Genomic DNA, 15,155 nt, shown 5'->3' with positions numbered 1-15,155 from the left:
ATGGCGAAAATCGCGCTAAGGCGACCGCCAGCGAGCGACACGCTTGCCCCCATTTGTATGTGTTGCATACAATAACGCCGCGCATTAGGGTACGACGTATGGAGAGGTTCGCAGAGATCATCGCGGCGCACGCGGGGCGTGAGGGGGCGTTGCTCCCGATCCTGCACGATGTGCAGGCAGCGTTCGGGCACGTTCCGGAAGAAGCGGAGCGCGCGATTGCGGCGGCGCTGAACCTGAGCCGCGCCGAAGTGCACGGGGTGGTGAGCTTCTATCATGATTTCCATGCCGAGGCGGATGCGCGGCCGGTGCTGAAGCTGTGCCGGGCCGAGGCCTGCCAGGCGCGCGGTGTGGAAGCGCTGGCGGCGGCGCTGCCCGAGCAGAACCGCGTGAAGGTCGAAACGGTCTATTGCCTGGGCCTGTGCAGCGTGGGGCCGAACGCGATGGTGGGCGACAAGGTCCACGCGCGGCTCGATGGCGCGAAGCTCGCCGCGCTGGTGGAGTCGCTGGCATGACAGTTACGGTCCGCATTTCCGATGACGCGCTGGCGCTGGCCTGCGGGGCCGACGAAGTCGCCGCCGCGTTCGCGAAGGCCGGCTGCACCGTCGAACGGGTGTCGAGCTGGGGGATGCACTGGCTGGAACCGCTCGCCGAGATCGACGGGGAAGGCTTCGGCCCGTTGACGGTGGACGACGTGCCGGCCGTGCTCACAGGCACCAGCCCGCTGGGCATCGGACCGATCGCCGACCATCCCTTCATCGCCCGCCAGCAGCGCTTCACCTTCGCGCGCGCCGGCAAGACCCGGCCGCTGAACCTGGGCGACTACGCCGCCAGCGGCGGCTGGGCGGGCCTGCGCAAGGCGCACGACATCGGCGCCGAGGCGACGATCACCGAAGTCACCGCATCGGGCCTGCGCGGACGCGGCGGCGCGGGGTTTCCGGCGGGGATCAAGTGGACCACCGTGGCCAAGGCGAAGGCGGCGCAGAAGTACGTGGTCTGCAATGCCGACGAGGGCGACAGCGCGACCTTTGCCGACCGCATGGTGATGGAAGGCGATCCCTTCATGCTGATCGAGGGCATGGCGATCGCCGCCTATGCCGTCGGCGCGACCCGGGGCTACGTCTATATCCGCAGCGAATATCCGCACGCCATCGCCAAGATGGAAGCGGCGGTGCGCGCCTGCGCGCACATCATCGCGCCCTTCGTGCTGGAAGTGCGCACCGGCGCCGGCGCCTATGTCTGCGGCGAGGAGACCTCGCTGCTCAACAGCCTGGAAGGCAAGCGCGGCGAAGTGCGCGCCAAGCCGCCGCTGCCCGCGCTGGAAGGGCTGTTCGGCAAGCCCACCGTGGTCAACAACGTGCTGACGCTGGCGGCGGTGCCATGGATCCTGGCGCACGGCGGCACGGCCTATGCGGCGGTCGGCTTCGGTCGCTCCAAAGGCACGATGCCGATCCAGCTGGCCGGCAATGTGAAGCACGGCGGCCTGTTCGAAGTGGGCTTCGGCATCACCCTGGGCGAACTGGTCCACGCTGTCGGCGGCGGCACCGCCAGCGGCCGGCCGGTGCGCGCGGTGCAGGTGGGCGGCCCGCTGGGCGCCTATCACCCGCCGTCGGATTTCCACCTGCCGTTCGATTACGAAAGCTTCGCCGCCGCCGACGGGCTGATCGGCCACGCCGGCCTCACCGTGTTCGACGACACGGCGGACATGAGCGCGCAGGCCCGCTTCGCCATGCAGTTTTGCGCGGCGGAAAGCTGCGGCAAGTGCACGCCCTGCCGCATCGGCAGCACGCGCGGGGTGGAACTGATCGACCGCATCCGCGCCCGCGCCCCGCGCACCGCCGACGCGGTGGAGCGGCTGCCCCAGACGCACAACGCGCGTAAGGGCGCCCGCACGCTGGCCGAGGAGATCACCCTGCTCGAAGACCTGTGCGAAACGATGAAGTTCGGCTCGCTCTGCGCGCTGGGCGGGTTCACGCCCTATCCCGTGCTGTCCGCGCTACGGCACTGGCCGGAAGACTTTGGAGCGGATTTTGGGGCGGTGGCTTCGGCGGACGCGGCGGAATGAGCAGCGACGTCGCGCGCGCCCTTCGACAGGCTCAGGGCGAGCGGGTTTGGGGTATAATTTCATTCCCAGCTCCGTTCATGCTGAGCTTGTCGAAGCATGCGCGCCAACCCCGGTCTCGCACGCCATGATCCTGGGCGCCGTCCTGGCCGGCGGGCAGTCCTCGCGCTTCGGCAGCGACAAGGCGCTGGCCGAACTCGATGGCCGCACCCTGCTGGCCCGCGCGGTGGAAGCCCTGCAGGCGCAGTGCGACGCGGTGGTGGTGGTGGGGCGCGAGGATGCCCCGGTGCCGACCCTGCCCGACCGCCCGCGCCCCGGCATGGGGCCGCTCGGCGGCATCGCGGCGGCGCTGCACCACGCGGCCGAGGCCGGCTACGACGCGGTGCTGACCTGCCCGGTCGATGCGGCGGGGCTGGCCGGCACCGTGGCCGCCGATCTCGCCCCTTCGCCCGCCTATTGCGCGGACCAGCCGGTGATCGGGCTGTGGCCGGTCAGCGCCCGCTTGCCGCTCGACGCGATGCTGGCGGGCACCGGCACGCATTCGATGCGCGCCTTTGCCGGGCGGATCGGCGCGCGGGCCGTGCAACTCCCTGTCCTTCCTGCTAATATCAATACACCGGCGGATCTCGAGTCCGCGGAGAGGCGATCCCATGGGTTATGAGCGTCAGGCCGATTTCGGCACCCCGGAAGTCCGTTCCGACACGCAGGTCACCTGCACCATAGACGGGCGCGCGGTCACGGTTCCTGCCGGCACCACCGTGATGCGCGCGGCGGCGCTGACCGGCGGCGCGATCCCCAAGCTCTGCGCCACCGACAACGTCAAGCAGTTCGGTTCGTGCCGGATGTGCCTGATCGAGATCGACGGGATGCGCGGCACGCCCGCCTCCTGCACCACGCCCGTGGCCGAGGGGATGACGGTCCACACCCAGACGCCGCGCCTGCAGAAGCTGCGCAAGGGGGTGATGGAACTCTATATTTCCGACCACCCGCTCGATTGCCTGACCTGCAGCGCCAACAACGATTGCGAGTTGCAGGATACCGCCGCGCAAGTCGGCCTGCGCGACGTGCGCTATGGCTATGCGGGCGAGAACCACCTCGACCAGCCGGCCGATACGTCCAACCCCTATTTCGATTTCGATCCGTCGAAGTGCATCGTCTGTTCACGCTGCGTGCGCGCGTGCGAGGAAGTGCAGGGCACGTTCGCGCTGACCATCGACGGGCGCGGCTTCGGCTCGAAAGTCTCGGCCGGCCTCGCCTCGGACAGCTTCCTTTCGTCCGAATGCGTCTCGTGCGGGGCCTGCGTCCAGGCCTGCCCCACCGCTACCTTGCAGGAAAAGGCGGTGAAGGAGATCGGCAAGCCCGAACGCGCCGTCGTCACCACCTGCGCCTATTGCGGGGTGGGCTGCACCTTCCGCGCCGAGATGCGCGGCGAACAGCTCGTGCGCATGGTGCCGTGGAAGGACGGCAAGGCCAACCGCGGCCACTCCTGCGTCAAGGGCCGCTTCGCCTGGGGCTATGCCCAGCACCAGGACCGCATCCTCAAGCCGATGATCCGCTCCAGCATCGACGAACCCTGGCGGGAAGTGAGCTGGGAAGAGGCGCTGGGCCACACCGCGCGCGAACTGAAGCGAATTTCGGAAAAGTACGGCCGGCAGGCGCTGGGCGGCATCACTTCCAGCCGCTGCACCAACGAGGAGACGTTCCTCGTCCAGAAGCTGATCCGCGCCGGGTTCGGCAACAACAACGTCGATACCTGCGCGCGCGTCTGCCATTCGCCCACCGGCTATGGCCTGAAGACCACGTTCGGCACCTCGGCCGGCACGCAGGACTTCGATTCGGTCGAGGATTCGGACGTCATCCTGGTGATCGGCGCCAACCCCACCGACGGGCACCCCGTGTTCGGCAGCCGCATGAAAAAGCGGCTGCGCCAGGGGGCGAAGCTGATCGTGATCGATCCGCGCCGCACCGATCTGGTGCGCAGCCCCCATGTCGCGGCGGACTACCACCTGCCGCTGCGCCCCGGCACCAACGTGGCGGTGCTGACCGCGCTGGCCCACGTGATCGTCACCGAAGGCCTCGCCGACGAAGCCTTCGTGCGCGAACGCTGCGACTGGGACGAATACCGCCACTGGGCCGATTTCGTGTCCGACGCGCGGCACAGCCCCGAATTCCTCGAACCCGTCACCGGCGTTCCCGCCGACGCCTTGCGCGGCGCGGCGCGGCTCTTCGCCACGGGCGGCAACGGGGCCATTTATTACGGCCTGGGCGTGACCGAGCATTCGCAGGGTTCGTCCACCGTCATGGCCATCGCCAACCTCGCCATGGCGACGGGCAACATCGGCCGGCGCGGCGTGGGCGTGAACCCCCTGCGCGGGCAGAACAACGTGCAGGGCGCCTGCGACATGGGCAGCTTCCCGCACGAACTGCCCGGCTATCGCCATGTCTCCGATGCCGGCGCACGCGCGCTGTTCGAGGCCGAATGGGGCGTGAAGATCGATCCCGAACCGGGCCTGCGCATCCCCAACATGCTCGATGCCGCCACCGACGGCGTGTTCAAGGCGCTCTATATCCAGGGCGAGGACATCCTCCAGTCGGACCCGGACACGAAGCACGTTTCGGCCGGCCTCGCCGCGATGGAATGCGTGATCGTCCACGACCTGTTCCTCAACGAGACCGCCAACTACGCCCACGTGTTCCTGCCGGGATCGAGCTTCCTCGAAAAGAACGGCACCTTCACCAACGCCGAACGCCGCATCCAGCCGGTGCGCAAGGTGATGGAACCCCTTAACGGATACGAGGACTGGCAGGTCACGCAGGAACTGGCGCGCGCGATCGGGCTGGACTGGAACTACACCCACCCGTCCGAGATCATGGACGAGATCGCGCGGCTGACGCCGACGTTCTCCGGCGTCAACTATGCCCGGCTCGATGCCGAGGGATCGCTGCAATGGCCGGTCAACGCCGCCGCGCCCGATGGATCGCCGATCATGCACGTCGATGGCTTCGTGCGCGGCAAGGGCAAGTTCGTGGTGACCGACTACGTGCCCACCGACGAACGCACCGGCCCGCGCTTTCCGCTGCTGCTGACCACCGGCCGCATCCTCTCGCACTACAACGTCGGCGCGCAGACGCGGCGCACCGCCAACGTCGCCTGGCATCCCGAGGACCTCTTGGAAATGCACCCGACCGACGCCGAGAACCGGGGCGTCAAGTCGGGCGACTGGGTCCGCCTCGCCAGCCGCGCGGGCGAGACCACCCTGCGCGTGACGGTAACCGACCGCGTCGCGCCCGGCGTCGTCTATACCACGTTCCACCACCCGGCGACGCAGGCCAACGTCGTCACCACCGACTATTCCGACTGGGCCACCAACTGCCCCGAATACAAGGTGACGGCGGTGCAGGTCACCCCCAGCAACGGCCCCACCGACTGGCAGGAGGGCTACGAGGAACTGACCCGCCGCTCGCGCCGGATCGAGGGCGGCGCGATGGAGGCTGCCGAATGAGCAGCCACACGCCGGAAAAGCTCGCCTACATGGTCAACCAGATCGCCCGCAACCTCGCGCTCGATCCCGATCCCGTCGGCACGGTGGCGCAGCACATCCAGGATTTCTGGACGCCGCGCATGAAGCACATGGCCTTCGCCCTTGATGGCGCGGGGCTGGACCCGGTCGCCCGCGAAGCCCTCGCCCGGCTGGCCGGGCAGTACGGCGCCGCCGCCGCGTCCTGATGTCCAGCCCGGACGGCGCGCGCGCGTTTCCGTTTCGCGAACATTTCGCCGATGGCCGGCCCCCGCGCGCCATCGAGCGCGCGCTGGCGGTGGAAGCGCCGGTCGCGATCGAGATCAACGGCATCGGCTATGCGGTGATGATGGCCACGCCCACCGATCTGGAAGACTATGCGCTGGGCTTCTGCCTGTCCGAACAGCTCATCACTGCGCCGGACGAGTTCGAGTCGGCGGACGCGCACGCCATCGACGGTGGCGGCTGGATGCTGCGCGTGCAGATCGCGCCGTCCCGCGCCGCGCCGCTGATCGATCGCGCACGGCTGCGGCTGGCCGAGGGCAGTTGCGGCCTGTGCGGGATCGAAAGCCTGGAACAGGTGCTGCGCCCGCTGCCGCAGGTTACGGCCCGGCTCGACGTGGCGGACACGGCGCTGTTCGCCGCGCTGGCCGCGCTGCCGGACCATCAGCCGCTGGGCCAGGCGACGCGCGCCGCCCACGCCGCCGCGTTCTGCGCGCCCGATGGCACGATCCTGGCCGCGCGCGAGGATGTCGGCCGCCACAACGCCTTCGACAAGCTGATCGGCGCGCTGGCGCGCCAGGGGCTATCCCCCGCCACGGGCTTCGTCGTGCTGACCGCGCGGTGCAGCTATGAACTGGTGCAGAAGGCGGTGATCGCCAATGTTCCGCTGCTGGTCACCGTCTCGGCCGCATCGACCATGGCGGCGGAGCGCGCCGCGTCGCACGGGCTGCGGCTGTACAGCCTTGCGCGCGGAGACAGCCTGCTCGAATCCTGACCGGCCACATCCTGGCCGGCCGCCTCTTCAGGCCATGCGCGCCAGCGCGTCTTCCAGAGCCGCCATCGAAACCGGCTTGGACAGCAGCGGCGCATCGGGCGCTCCCGTGCCGGCATCCAGCGTGGCATGGCCGCTGAGATAGCAGAACGGAATGCCGGCGTCGCGCAACTGCAGCGCGACGGGAACCGAATTGCCGTCGCTGCCCAGCGAGAAGTCCAGCAGCGCCGCCTCCACCGGGTTGTTCGTCAGCAGCCTCAGCGCGTGTTCGGCGCTGGCGGCCGGCCCGACCACCTGATGCCCCAGATCGATCAGGCTTTCTTCCAGCATCATGGCGAGCAACGGCTCATCTTCGACCACCAGCACGCGCATGTCTGTTCCCCTGGCGGTCGTCGCCGCGTCCCCGTTCCGGAGGGATACTGCATTGCGATGAAAACGGATACAATCCCATTGGGTGACTAACATATGAGGGTCCACAGCATTAACATGAGTCCGCCCGCAACCCCGCCGACGGCCTCGGCCCCTTCCGCTCCGGCCCGTTTCGACACGGCACCGGGGCTGGATGGCCGGGCGCGGCTGGGCGTGGCTCTGGGCGTGGCCGTGCTGCACGCGGTGGCGATCTGGGCGGTGGTGCGGGCGTTCGGCGGCCTTCCCGCCGTGCTGCGCGAGGCGGGGCTCGAATCTGTCGTGGCCGCTTACGACGTTCCTCTCGACAACCCGCCACCATCGGCGACCGCCACGACCACCGAGCCCGAAGGGGCGGAAGGGGCATCGGGCCGCAAGGCGAAACCGCGCGAGATCGTGGCCGCCCCCGCCAGAATCCCCAACACGGCGCCGCCGGCCGCGCCGGCCGCGTCGACGGGCAACGATACCCGCTCCGGCGCCACCGCGGCGGGCGCTGGCACCGGCGGGGGAACGGCGGGCGGCGGCACGGGCAGCGGTGGCAACGGCGACGGCGCGGGCGGGCGCTTTGTGGCGCAGAAGGCGGTCAAGATCGCCGGTGACATCACCTCCACGCGCGATTACCCCGCCGCCTCGCGCGCCAGCCGGCTGGGCACCAGCGTGATCGTCGCGCTGGTCGTCGGAACCGATGGCCGGGTGAAAGGCTGCACGGTGCGCAAGCGCAGCGGCGATCCCGAGGCGGATGGCATCACCTGCCGCCTTGCCATCGACCGCTTCCGGTTCCGCCCGGCGCTGGACCAGAATGGCGATCCGCTGGAATCGGTCTACGGCTGGGAGCAGCGCTTCTTCGCGCCCTGATCCCCGGATTATCCCGGCGCCGGGCGGGGCGGGGGCCCGGTAATTCGTATCCCCACCCCTTGCGGCGCGGCGCGCTTGCCGCGAAACTGGGTCCATGATCGCCCAGACCATCCAGCTCGCGCTCGCCCCGGTCTTCGTGCTGGTGGCGATCGGCAACATCATGAACATCCTGACCACGCGGCTGGGCCGGATCGTCGACCGTTCGCGCGCGCTGCAGAAGCTGCACGCCGAAACGCACGGGGCGGAGCACGATCGCGTCGTGGTGGAACTGCGCTATGTCGACCGGCGCATCCAGCTGATCGGCCACGCCCTGCTGCTGCTGGTCTGCTCGGGGCTGGCCATCGGGGTCACCGTCGGCACGCTGTTCATCGGCGATATCAACGGGTTCGAGCTGCGCCACGTTACCAGCGTCACGTTCTTCCTTGCCATCGCCCTGCTGATGGTGGCGCTGATCTACCTGCTGCTCGAAACCCGGCTGGTGGCGCAGACGCTGCGGCTGCCGCAGGAACTGCTGGAACTGGAACGCCGCGATCTGTGAGCGGCGATGACGCGGCCTGATCGCGGTCTTTCTACGCCAGCAGCTTCTCGCCCTTTTCGCGGATCACACCCTCGATCATCCGCCGCGCGAAGCCGAGGCCATCGGGCATGGTCACGTCGATCACCAGTTCCGCCTCTTCCAGCGTGACCGCGCAGGGGACGGTGAAGCCCATGGCCGAGACGTCCATCGCCAGATGGTCCTCGTCGCGCCAGGCCATGTCGACAGAGGCCAGGCTGCCCAGCAGATCGCTGGCCTTGGCCGAAGCCTTGCCGGCCTTTTCCTGCATCCGGCGCCGCACTTCGTCCTTGCCGAGCGAATGGGGAATGGCGACGCGCATCAGGTGTTCTCCGGCGGGGCGGCGGGGGTAACAGGCGCGGCCAATTGGGGCGCCGCATCGGCCTCTCCCAGCCCTTCGCCATAGCGGTAGTCAAGGTAGCGTCCCCGCACGGCCAGATCGTCGATGTCGCCGGCGGCCAGCTTGCGCGTGATCTCGTCGATCTCGCGGCTGATCTTGCCCAGACCATCGGCCAGCTGCTGATCGGCGTTGCGCCCGCCGCGTTCCTCCCGCTTCAGGTGCGCGGGAATGCGGCGATAGCTTTCGACCATGCCCGGCAGGTGTTCGCCCACCAGCTTGCGCACTTCGGCGACGGCGGGTTCGGCCGGGTCGATCCCTTCCAGTTGCACCCCCAGCCCGTCCAGCTGCACGCCGATCTGGTCGACAAGCAGCACGGCCGGCGCGGGCAGGGCCGGGCGCTGCGCTTCCAGCCACAGTTCGGTGCGCCCCACCATCGAACGGACGTTGCCGGTGTTCAGCGCGGCCAGATCGGGCACTTTCAGGCGCGGATAGCGGCCGAAGAAGAACAGCGCCGCCGCGATCGTCAGCACCATCAGCATCAGGCCGGTCACGCCGATCCCGTCGATGGCCAGGCCCACGCCCATCGCCGCGACCAGGATCACGCCCACCGCCATGGCCATGCGCGCCGCCTTGCGCGCGACATGCTGGCGCTTCATCTCGGCCGAACGCTGCCCGATCGAGCGCCCGCCCACGCGCCGCCCGCCGGCCTGCTGGCGGACCAGCGAAGCCCGTGCTTCGGTCAGAATGCGCTGACTGTCATGCGATTCGCCGGCCATCGTCCGGTCCATCAGCCTTCAAGGCTCAGCAGCGGCGAGGTTTCGGGGCCGGCGAGCTTGGCCTGCGAAGCGCCTTCGGCCCGCGCGATATAGCCCTTGGATTTCTCGACCTCGCCCGAAAGTGTCGTCACCGTCTGCTTCATCGCGTCGAGCGCTTTCAGCTTGAACGTGTCGATGGTGTCCATCGTGTCGTAGATGTTCTGGAACGCACGCTGCAGCGTTTCCAGCGGGATCGTGCTGGAAGCGGCCATCTCGTGAATCTTGCCGGTCTGTTCGCGCAGCAGCTTGCCGGTGGAATCGATGATGTTGGCGGTCGTCGTGTTCAGCGCGGTGATCTGCTGCAGCACCAGCCGCTGGTTGGTCATCGCCTGCGCCACGGTAACGGCGGTGCGCAGCGCGGCGACCGTGGTGGTGCTGGCGCGATCGACGCCCTTGACCAGTTCGACGTTGTTCTTCTTGACCAGATCGAGCGCGAGATAGCCCTGCACCGTCACCGCCATCTGCGTCAGCAGGTCCTGCGTGCGCTGGCGGGTATAGAACAGCGCGGATTCGCGGATCGCCTTGGCCTTGGCCGGATCGGTCGCGTCGAGGTCGTTGGCGGCGTCCTCCAGCTTCTGGTCCAGTGTCTTCGAGATGTGGATCATCTGCTCCAGGTTGCCCATGGCTTCCCACAGCTTCTGCCGCTCCACGTCGATCGCGGCATTGTCCATCAGCAGCTCGTCCTTGCCCGAGGCGAGCCGGTCGAGGATCGACTTGATGTGCCCCTGCGCCGAGGTGTAGCCGTCGAAGTAGTTCTTCAGCTTGTTGCCGAACGGGATGATGCCGAGGAACTTGCGCGGCGAGGAGAGATTGCCCTGCCGGCCGGGATCGAGGTCCTCCACCGTCCGGCGCAACTGGGCGAGATCGGCGCCGACGCCGCTGTCCTTGTCCATCGCCCGAATCGGCCGGTCGAGAAAGCGGTTCGACATGCCCGCGGCCGCCACGATTTCCTTGCGGCCCATGTTGGTAAGCTGATCCACCCGCTTGCCGAATTCGGGGCTGGCCGCGTCCTGCGCGACCAGATCGGCGACGAAGGCATCGACCTTGGCTTCCAGCTTGCCGCGGTTCTCGTCGGACACGGGCACCAGGCCCGCCGCCTGCGCGGGCGCGACGACCGGCACCGGATCGGGCGGGGTCAGGGTGATCGGGCTGATGGTTTCGGTGGGTGTCGTGGCCATGGTCGTTTCGCTCGTTGAGGGCGGTTATGCCACGATAGATGGGGAAAGCCGTTCCGTCACGCAAGCTGTATTATGCAAATAACACAGCCTCACCGGCTGCGAAGCCGTATCGACCTTGCGCCCGAACGGGCGTAGCGATGAAGCGCACCGGCGGCCAAGGAGGGAACAGCGATCAGCTTCGATCCGAAAGACCTTGTCGCCGGGCTGGCCGTGGCGGGGCTGATGATTCCCGAAGGCGTGGCCTATGCCGGCATCGCCGGGCTGGACCCGGCGCGGGCGCTGGCCGCCGGAATCGCCGGCGGGTTCGCCTATGCGCTGGTCGGGCGCAGCCGCTTCGCCGTGGTTTCGCCCACGTCCTCGTCCGCCGCGATCCTGGCCGCCGCGCTGGCCAGCCTGCCAGGCGATGCCGCCACGCGCGCGGTGCTGGCGACGGTGCTGGTGGGCATGACCGGGCTGATCTTCCTGGGCGCGGCGCTGTTCCGGCTGGGCAGCCTGTCCGCCTTCGTCTCGCGCGCGGTGCTGCGCGGCTTCGCCTTCGGCCTCGCCATCACCATCGTCATCCGGCAATTGCCCAAGCTGCTGGGCATCGCCGGTATCGCGGCGGGCAACATCGCGGCCATGGCGGCGGAGATCGCGGGCGGGCTGCGCCGGGCCAATCCCGCCAGCGCCTTGATCGGCCTGGCCGCGCTGACGCTGCTGGTCCTGGTGCGGGCGCGCTGGCCGCGCGTGCCGGTGACGCTGGCGGTGCTGGCGGCGGGCATTCTCGCCAGCGTGGGGCTGGACCTCTCGGCGCACGGCGTCGCGCTGGCGGGCACGATCCGGCTGAGCGCGCCCGCCTTCGACGTGCCCGTGCTGGCGCCGGGCGACTGGGCGCGGATGGCGCAGCTGGCGGTGCCGATCGCGCTGATCCTCTTCGCCGAAAGCTGGGGCACGATCCGCACCATGGCCCTGCGCCACGGCGATGCGATCGAATCAAACCGCGAACTCGTCGCGCTGGGGGTGGCCAACATGGCCTCGGCGCTGGTGCGCGGGATGCCCGTGGGCGCGGGCTTTTCCGCCGGCGCGGCGAGCGAGGCGGCGGGCGCGCACTCGCGCCTCACCGCGCTGACGGCGGCGCTGGCGGTGCTGCTGCTGGCGCTGTTCGCCACCGGCCTGATCGCGGCGATTCCCGAACCGGTGCTGGCGGCCGTAGTGATCGCCGCGCTGGCCCACGCGCTGTCGCCAGGGCCGCTCGTGCGCCTGTTCCGGCTGGACCGCGACCAGTGGATCGCGGTGGGTGCGGCGCTGGGCGTGCTGACGCTGGGCGTGCTCAACGGGATGCTGGCGGCGGTGGCGCTCTCGGTCGCCGCGCTGCTCCACACGTATGCGCGCCCGCGCATCAGCGCGCTGGGGCGCGTGGGCGACGGGCACGATTTCGTCGACATGCGCCAGCACGCCGATGCGCGCGGCCTGCCCGGCGTGGGCATCTACCGCCCCAACGCGCCGCTGTTCTTCGCCAACGCCGAAGGTGCGCTGGCGGAAGTGGCGCGGATGGCGGCGCGCGACGGCCCCCATACCGTCGTGCTCAGCCTGGAACAGAGCGCCGACCTCGACAGCACCGCGGTCGAGGCGCTGGGTGAATTCGTGGGCGCCGAGGGCAAGGCGGGCCGCCGCGTGATCCTCGCCCGGCTGCACGATCGCGCCCGCGCCGTGCTGACGGCCAGCGGGCTGGACGGCGTGGCCGCCACGGGTACGTTCAGCGTCGCCGACGCGGTGGCGCAAGCAATGCGGGAGCAATGACGATGGCGATGGCCCAGAGGATAGAACCGCTGCTCCATCCGGTCGAACTGCGGCGGCTGCGGCCCACGCAGATGACGGTCGGCTTCATCGAGGTCGAGCGCAAGCAGCACGCCTGGCGGCAGCAGGTGGCGGAAGCGGGCGGCGAATACCTGGGCCGGCACATGATCCCGGTGGTAATCGGGCCGAAGCAGGTGCCGTGGCTGATCGATCACCACCACCTGGCGCTGGCGCTGCTGCGCGAAGGGGTGGAGCACGTGCTGGTCAGCGTCGTCGCCAAGCTCGATCACCTCCCGCGCGACCGGTTCCTGACCTTCCTCGACAACCGCAACTGGCTGCATCCCTATGACGCCAAGGGACAGCGGCAGCCGCTGAAGGCCCTGCCCAAGCGGCTCGACGATCTGGCCGACGACCCTTACCGCTCGCTGGCCGGCGAAGTCCGCCGCGCCGGCGGCTACGCCAAGTCGCCCACGCCCTATGCCGAATTCCTCTGGGCCGATTTCCTGCGCAGCCGCGTGTCGACCAGGCAGATCGCCCGCCACTACCCCCGCGCGCTGGCCAAGGCGCTGGACGCGGTGCACTCGCACGAGGCGGCGTATTTACCTGGGTTCGCGGGGGTGGAAGAATAGGAACGTATCGCTTGCAGACCCGGAGCGCGGAAAGCCCACCCCGCTGCGGCTAACACCGCCTGCGGCGGCGCAAGCCTCGCTCCCCTCCCGCTTGCGGGAGGGGTCGGGGGTGGGAACCCCTCGCTTCCAGCCCTCAGGCCGCCAGCCGGTAGGGTTCGATCTCGCCCGCCAGATAGAGCTTCTTGGCCTTGGCGCGGCTGAGCTTGCCAGAGCTGGTGCGCGGCAGGGTGCGCGGGGGGACGAGTTCCACCACGCAGTTCATGCCGGTGATCGAGCGGACCTTCTCGCGGATCTGGTCGCGCAGCTTCACCCGCTCCACCGGGTCGGAGACGCGGCAGTGGACCAGCACCGCCGGCGCTTCCTCACCGTTCTCGGTTTCCACCGAGAAGGCGGCGATATCGCCCTGGTGGAAGCCCGGCAGCTGTTCCACCGCCCATTCGATGTCCTGCGGCCAGTGGTTCTTGCCGTTGATGATGATCATGTCCTTGGCGCGGCCGACGATGAACAGGTAGCCCTCGGCATTGAGGTAGCCCATGTCACCGGTATCGAGCCAGCCATCGACCAGGCAGGCATCGGTCGATTCGGGATCGCGGAAATAGCTGTGCATCACCGACGAGCCGCGGCACCACACCTTGCCGATGTGATGGTGGGCCAGCGCGCCGCCGTTTTCGCCGCGAATCGCGAGGTCCATGCCCTTCACCGGCACGCCGCAGTTGACGATGGCGCGGTAGCGCGCGGGGCGCGACAGGTCGCGCGGGCAGCCGGACAGGCGCTCTTCCTCGACCAGTTCCACGCGGATGCCTTCGCCCGGCGGCATGATCGTCACCGCCAGCGTCGCTTCGGCGAGGCCATAGCTGGGCAGGAAGGCGCTGGCCTTGAACCCGGCCTCGGCGAAGGCGTTGACGAAGTTCTGCATCACGTCGGGCCGGATCATGTCCGCGCCGTTGCCCGCCACGCGCCAGCGCGACAGGTCAAAGCGTTCGGACACGTGGCTCTGGCTGGAAATGCGGCGGGCGCAGATGTCATAGCCGAAGGTGGGCGAATAGGAGAGCGTGGTGCCCGGATTGCGGCTGATGAGATCGAGCCAGGCGAGCGGGCGCCGCGCGAAGTCCTCGGTCTTGAGGTAGTCCACCGAAACCTGGTTGGCGATCGGCGACAGGAAGCAGCCGACCAGCCCCATGTCGTGATACCACGGCAGCCACGAGATGCAGCGGTCGGGCGTGGTGATGCCCATGCCGTGCGCGTGGCCGGCCAGGTTCGCCAGCAGCGCGCGGTGCGTCACCGCCACGCCGTGCGGGAAACGCGTCGAGCCGCTCGAATACTGGAGATAGCAGATCGCGTCGGGATCGGCCGGCGGCAGCGGCTGGTCCGAAACCGGGCCGGCGTGGAATTCGTCCCACGACAGGCCCTTGCAGCCCTGCCGCGCGGCGGCCTCGCCGGCCATGGCCGCGATTTCGCCCGGGAACAGCAGCATCAGCGGGTCCGAGCTGGCGAGCTGGACCGCGAGCTGGTCGATATAGCTGTCCTTGCCGCCGAAGCTGGTCGGCAGCGGCAGCGGCACCGGCCAGGCGCCGGCATAGATCGTGCCGCAGAACAGCGCCGCGAAATCGGGGCCGGTTTCGGCGACCAGCGCGATCCGGTCGCCCGGTTTCACGCCCATGGCCAGCAGCCGGCCGGCCGCCGCCAGCGCGTCGGCGCGCAGTTCGGCGTAAGGGTAGGGGCGGGTCAGCGTGCCACGCGGATCGTGGAAATTGAGGCCCTTCTCGCCCTGCGCGACATAGTCCAGCGCATCGCAGAAGGTGTCGAAATCGGAATAGCGGCGCGGCAATGCATCGTCGTTCGGCGTGGGAACGAGAGCCGCCTTCTCCACAACGGCGTCCGTAACGGTCATGCGATACCCCGGTTTCTCTGTCTTTTTCCTGCCGGGCGTTTCTGCTCCGGCAGGTGAACGGCCCATGACTGTGTCCCGGTTCCCCTGCGCGGGGTACGGGTGCGGACGTTCTCATTTAATCCTGACTGTGGCACGAATGTGG

General features: G+C 69.1%; 15 protein-coding genes. 10 read left to right on the top strand and 5 right to left on the bottom strand.

Annotated elements, in window-relative coordinates:
* The first annotated feature begins 98 nt into the window (after positions 1-98).
* The 6 genes from EH199_RS12820 to fdhD all read left to right on the top strand — a co-directional run bounded on the left by EH199_RS12820 (position 99) and on the right by fdhD (position 6,574).
* The gene (locus tag EH199_RS12820; RefSeq protein ID WP_124809684.1) at positions 99-512 is read left to right on the top strand and encodes an NAD(P)H-dependent oxidoreductase subunit E; all 414 of its coding nucleotides are present in this window, start codon (positions 99-101) and stop codon (positions 510-512) included.
* Positions 509-2,062 carry an NADH-ubiquinone oxidoreductase-F iron-sulfur binding region domain-containing protein gene (locus EH199_RS12815; RefSeq protein WP_124809683.1) on the top strand — a complete coding sequence of 518 codons (1,554 nt, stop codon included), beginning with the start codon at positions 509-511 and terminating at the stop codon, positions 2,060-2,062. Before EH199_RS12820 ends, EH199_RS12815 begins: the two co-directional genes overlap by 4 nt.
* A 124-nt stretch (positions 2,063-2,186) precedes the next feature.
* On the top strand, positions 2,187-2,720 hold the full coding sequence (locus tag EH199_RS12810; protein ID WP_124809682.1) for a molybdenum cofactor guanylyltransferase: 534 nt from the start codon (positions 2,187-2,189) through the stop codon (positions 2,718-2,720).
* Positions 2,710-5,562, top strand: coding sequence for a formate dehydrogenase subunit alpha (gene fdhF / locus EH199_RS12805; RefSeq protein WP_124809681.1), 2,853 nt, complete (start codon positions 2,710-2,712; stop codon positions 5,560-5,562). Before EH199_RS12810 ends, fdhF begins: the two co-directional genes overlap by 11 nt.
* The gene (locus EH199_RS12800; protein WP_223806649.1) at positions 5,559-5,786 is read left to right on the top strand and encodes a formate dehydrogenase subunit delta; all 228 of its coding nucleotides are present in this window, start codon (positions 5,559-5,561) and stop codon (positions 5,784-5,786) included. Before fdhF ends, EH199_RS12800 begins: the two co-directional genes overlap by 4 nt.
* On the top strand, positions 5,786-6,574 hold the full coding sequence (gene fdhD, locus EH199_RS12795) for a formate dehydrogenase accessory sulfurtransferase FdhD (RefSeq protein WP_124809680.1): 789 nt from the start codon (positions 5,786-5,788) through the stop codon (positions 6,572-6,574). Before EH199_RS12800 ends, fdhD begins: the two co-directional genes overlap by 1 nt.
* A 27-nt stretch (positions 6,575-6,601) precedes the next feature.
* Here fdhD and EH199_RS12790 read toward each other — a convergent pair whose 3' ends face one another.
* Positions 6,602-6,943 (bottom strand): response regulator, encoded by a 342-nt coding sequence (locus EH199_RS12790; protein WP_158453931.1) that lies wholly within the window; start codon positions 6,941-6,943, stop codon positions 6,602-6,604.
* 114 nt (positions 6,944-7,057) lie between these two features.
* Here EH199_RS12790 and EH199_RS12785 point away from each other — a divergent pair, with 114 nt between their 5' ends.
* Both EH199_RS12785 and EH199_RS12780 read left to right on the top strand, forming a co-directional pair.
* Positions 7,058-7,831 carry a TonB family protein gene (locus EH199_RS12785; RefSeq protein WP_223806648.1) on the top strand — a complete coding sequence of 258 codons (774 nt, stop codon included), beginning with the start codon at positions 7,058-7,060 and terminating at the stop codon, positions 7,829-7,831.
* Between the two features lie 94 nt (positions 7,832-7,925).
* Positions 7,926-8,369: a DUF2721 domain-containing protein gene (locus EH199_RS12780; protein WP_124809678.1), complete on the top strand. Its 444-nt coding sequence runs from the start codon at positions 7,926-7,928 to the stop codon at positions 8,367-8,369.
* A 31-nt stretch (positions 8,370-8,400) separates the two neighbouring features.
* Here EH199_RS12780 and EH199_RS12775 read toward each other — a convergent pair whose 3' ends face one another.
* The 3 genes from EH199_RS12775 to EH199_RS12765 are packed head-to-tail and all read right to left on the bottom strand — an operon-like array spanning position 8,401 to position 10,717.
* Complete coding sequence (locus tag EH199_RS12775) at positions 8,401-8,706, bottom strand: polyhydroxyalkanoic acid system family protein (RefSeq protein ID WP_124809677.1); 306 nt, start codon at positions 8,704-8,706, stop codon at positions 8,401-8,403.
* A complete protein-coding gene (locus tag EH199_RS12770) occupies positions 8,706-9,500 on the bottom strand; it encodes a hypothetical protein (RefSeq protein ID WP_124809676.1) in 795 nt (264 codons plus the stop codon). Before EH199_RS12770 ends, EH199_RS12775 begins: the two co-directional genes overlap by 1 nt.
* 11 nt (positions 9,501-9,511) lie before the next feature.
* A complete protein-coding gene (locus EH199_RS12765) occupies positions 9,512-10,717 on the bottom strand; it encodes a toxic anion resistance protein (RefSeq protein ID WP_124809675.1) in 1,206 nt (401 codons plus the stop codon).
* Between the two features lie 171 nt (positions 10,718-10,888).
* Between EH199_RS12765 and EH199_RS12760 the strand changes: the two genes are divergently transcribed.
* Together EH199_RS12760 and EH199_RS12755 are read left to right on the top strand one after the other, a co-directional pair.
* A complete protein-coding gene (locus tag EH199_RS12760) occupies positions 10,889-12,496 on the top strand; it encodes a SulP family inorganic anion transporter (RefSeq protein ID WP_223806654.1) in 1,608 nt (535 codons plus the stop codon).
* A gap of 2 nt (positions 12,497-12,498) precedes the next feature.
* Positions 12,499-13,122 (top strand): ParB-like protein, encoded by a 624-nt coding sequence (locus EH199_RS12755; protein ID WP_223806647.1) that lies wholly within the window; start codon positions 12,499-12,501, stop codon positions 13,120-13,122.
* A 133-nt stretch (positions 13,123-13,255) separates the two neighbouring features.
* Here the strand turns inward: EH199_RS12755 and EH199_RS12750 are convergent, their stop codons facing one another.
* Positions 13,256-15,013, bottom strand: coding sequence for a fatty acyl-AMP ligase (locus EH199_RS12750; RefSeq protein ID WP_124809673.1), 1,758 nt, complete (start codon positions 15,011-15,013; stop codon positions 13,256-13,258).
* Positions 15,014-15,155: the final 142 nt, after the last annotated feature.

This window comes from Novosphingobium sp. LASN5T (assembly GCF_003856955.1).
In the GTDB taxonomy this organism is placed as follows: Bacteria; Pseudomonadota; Alphaproteobacteria; order Sphingomonadales; family Sphingomonadaceae; genus Novosphingobium.
This window is presented reverse-complemented; position numbering and strand designations above follow the sequence as displayed.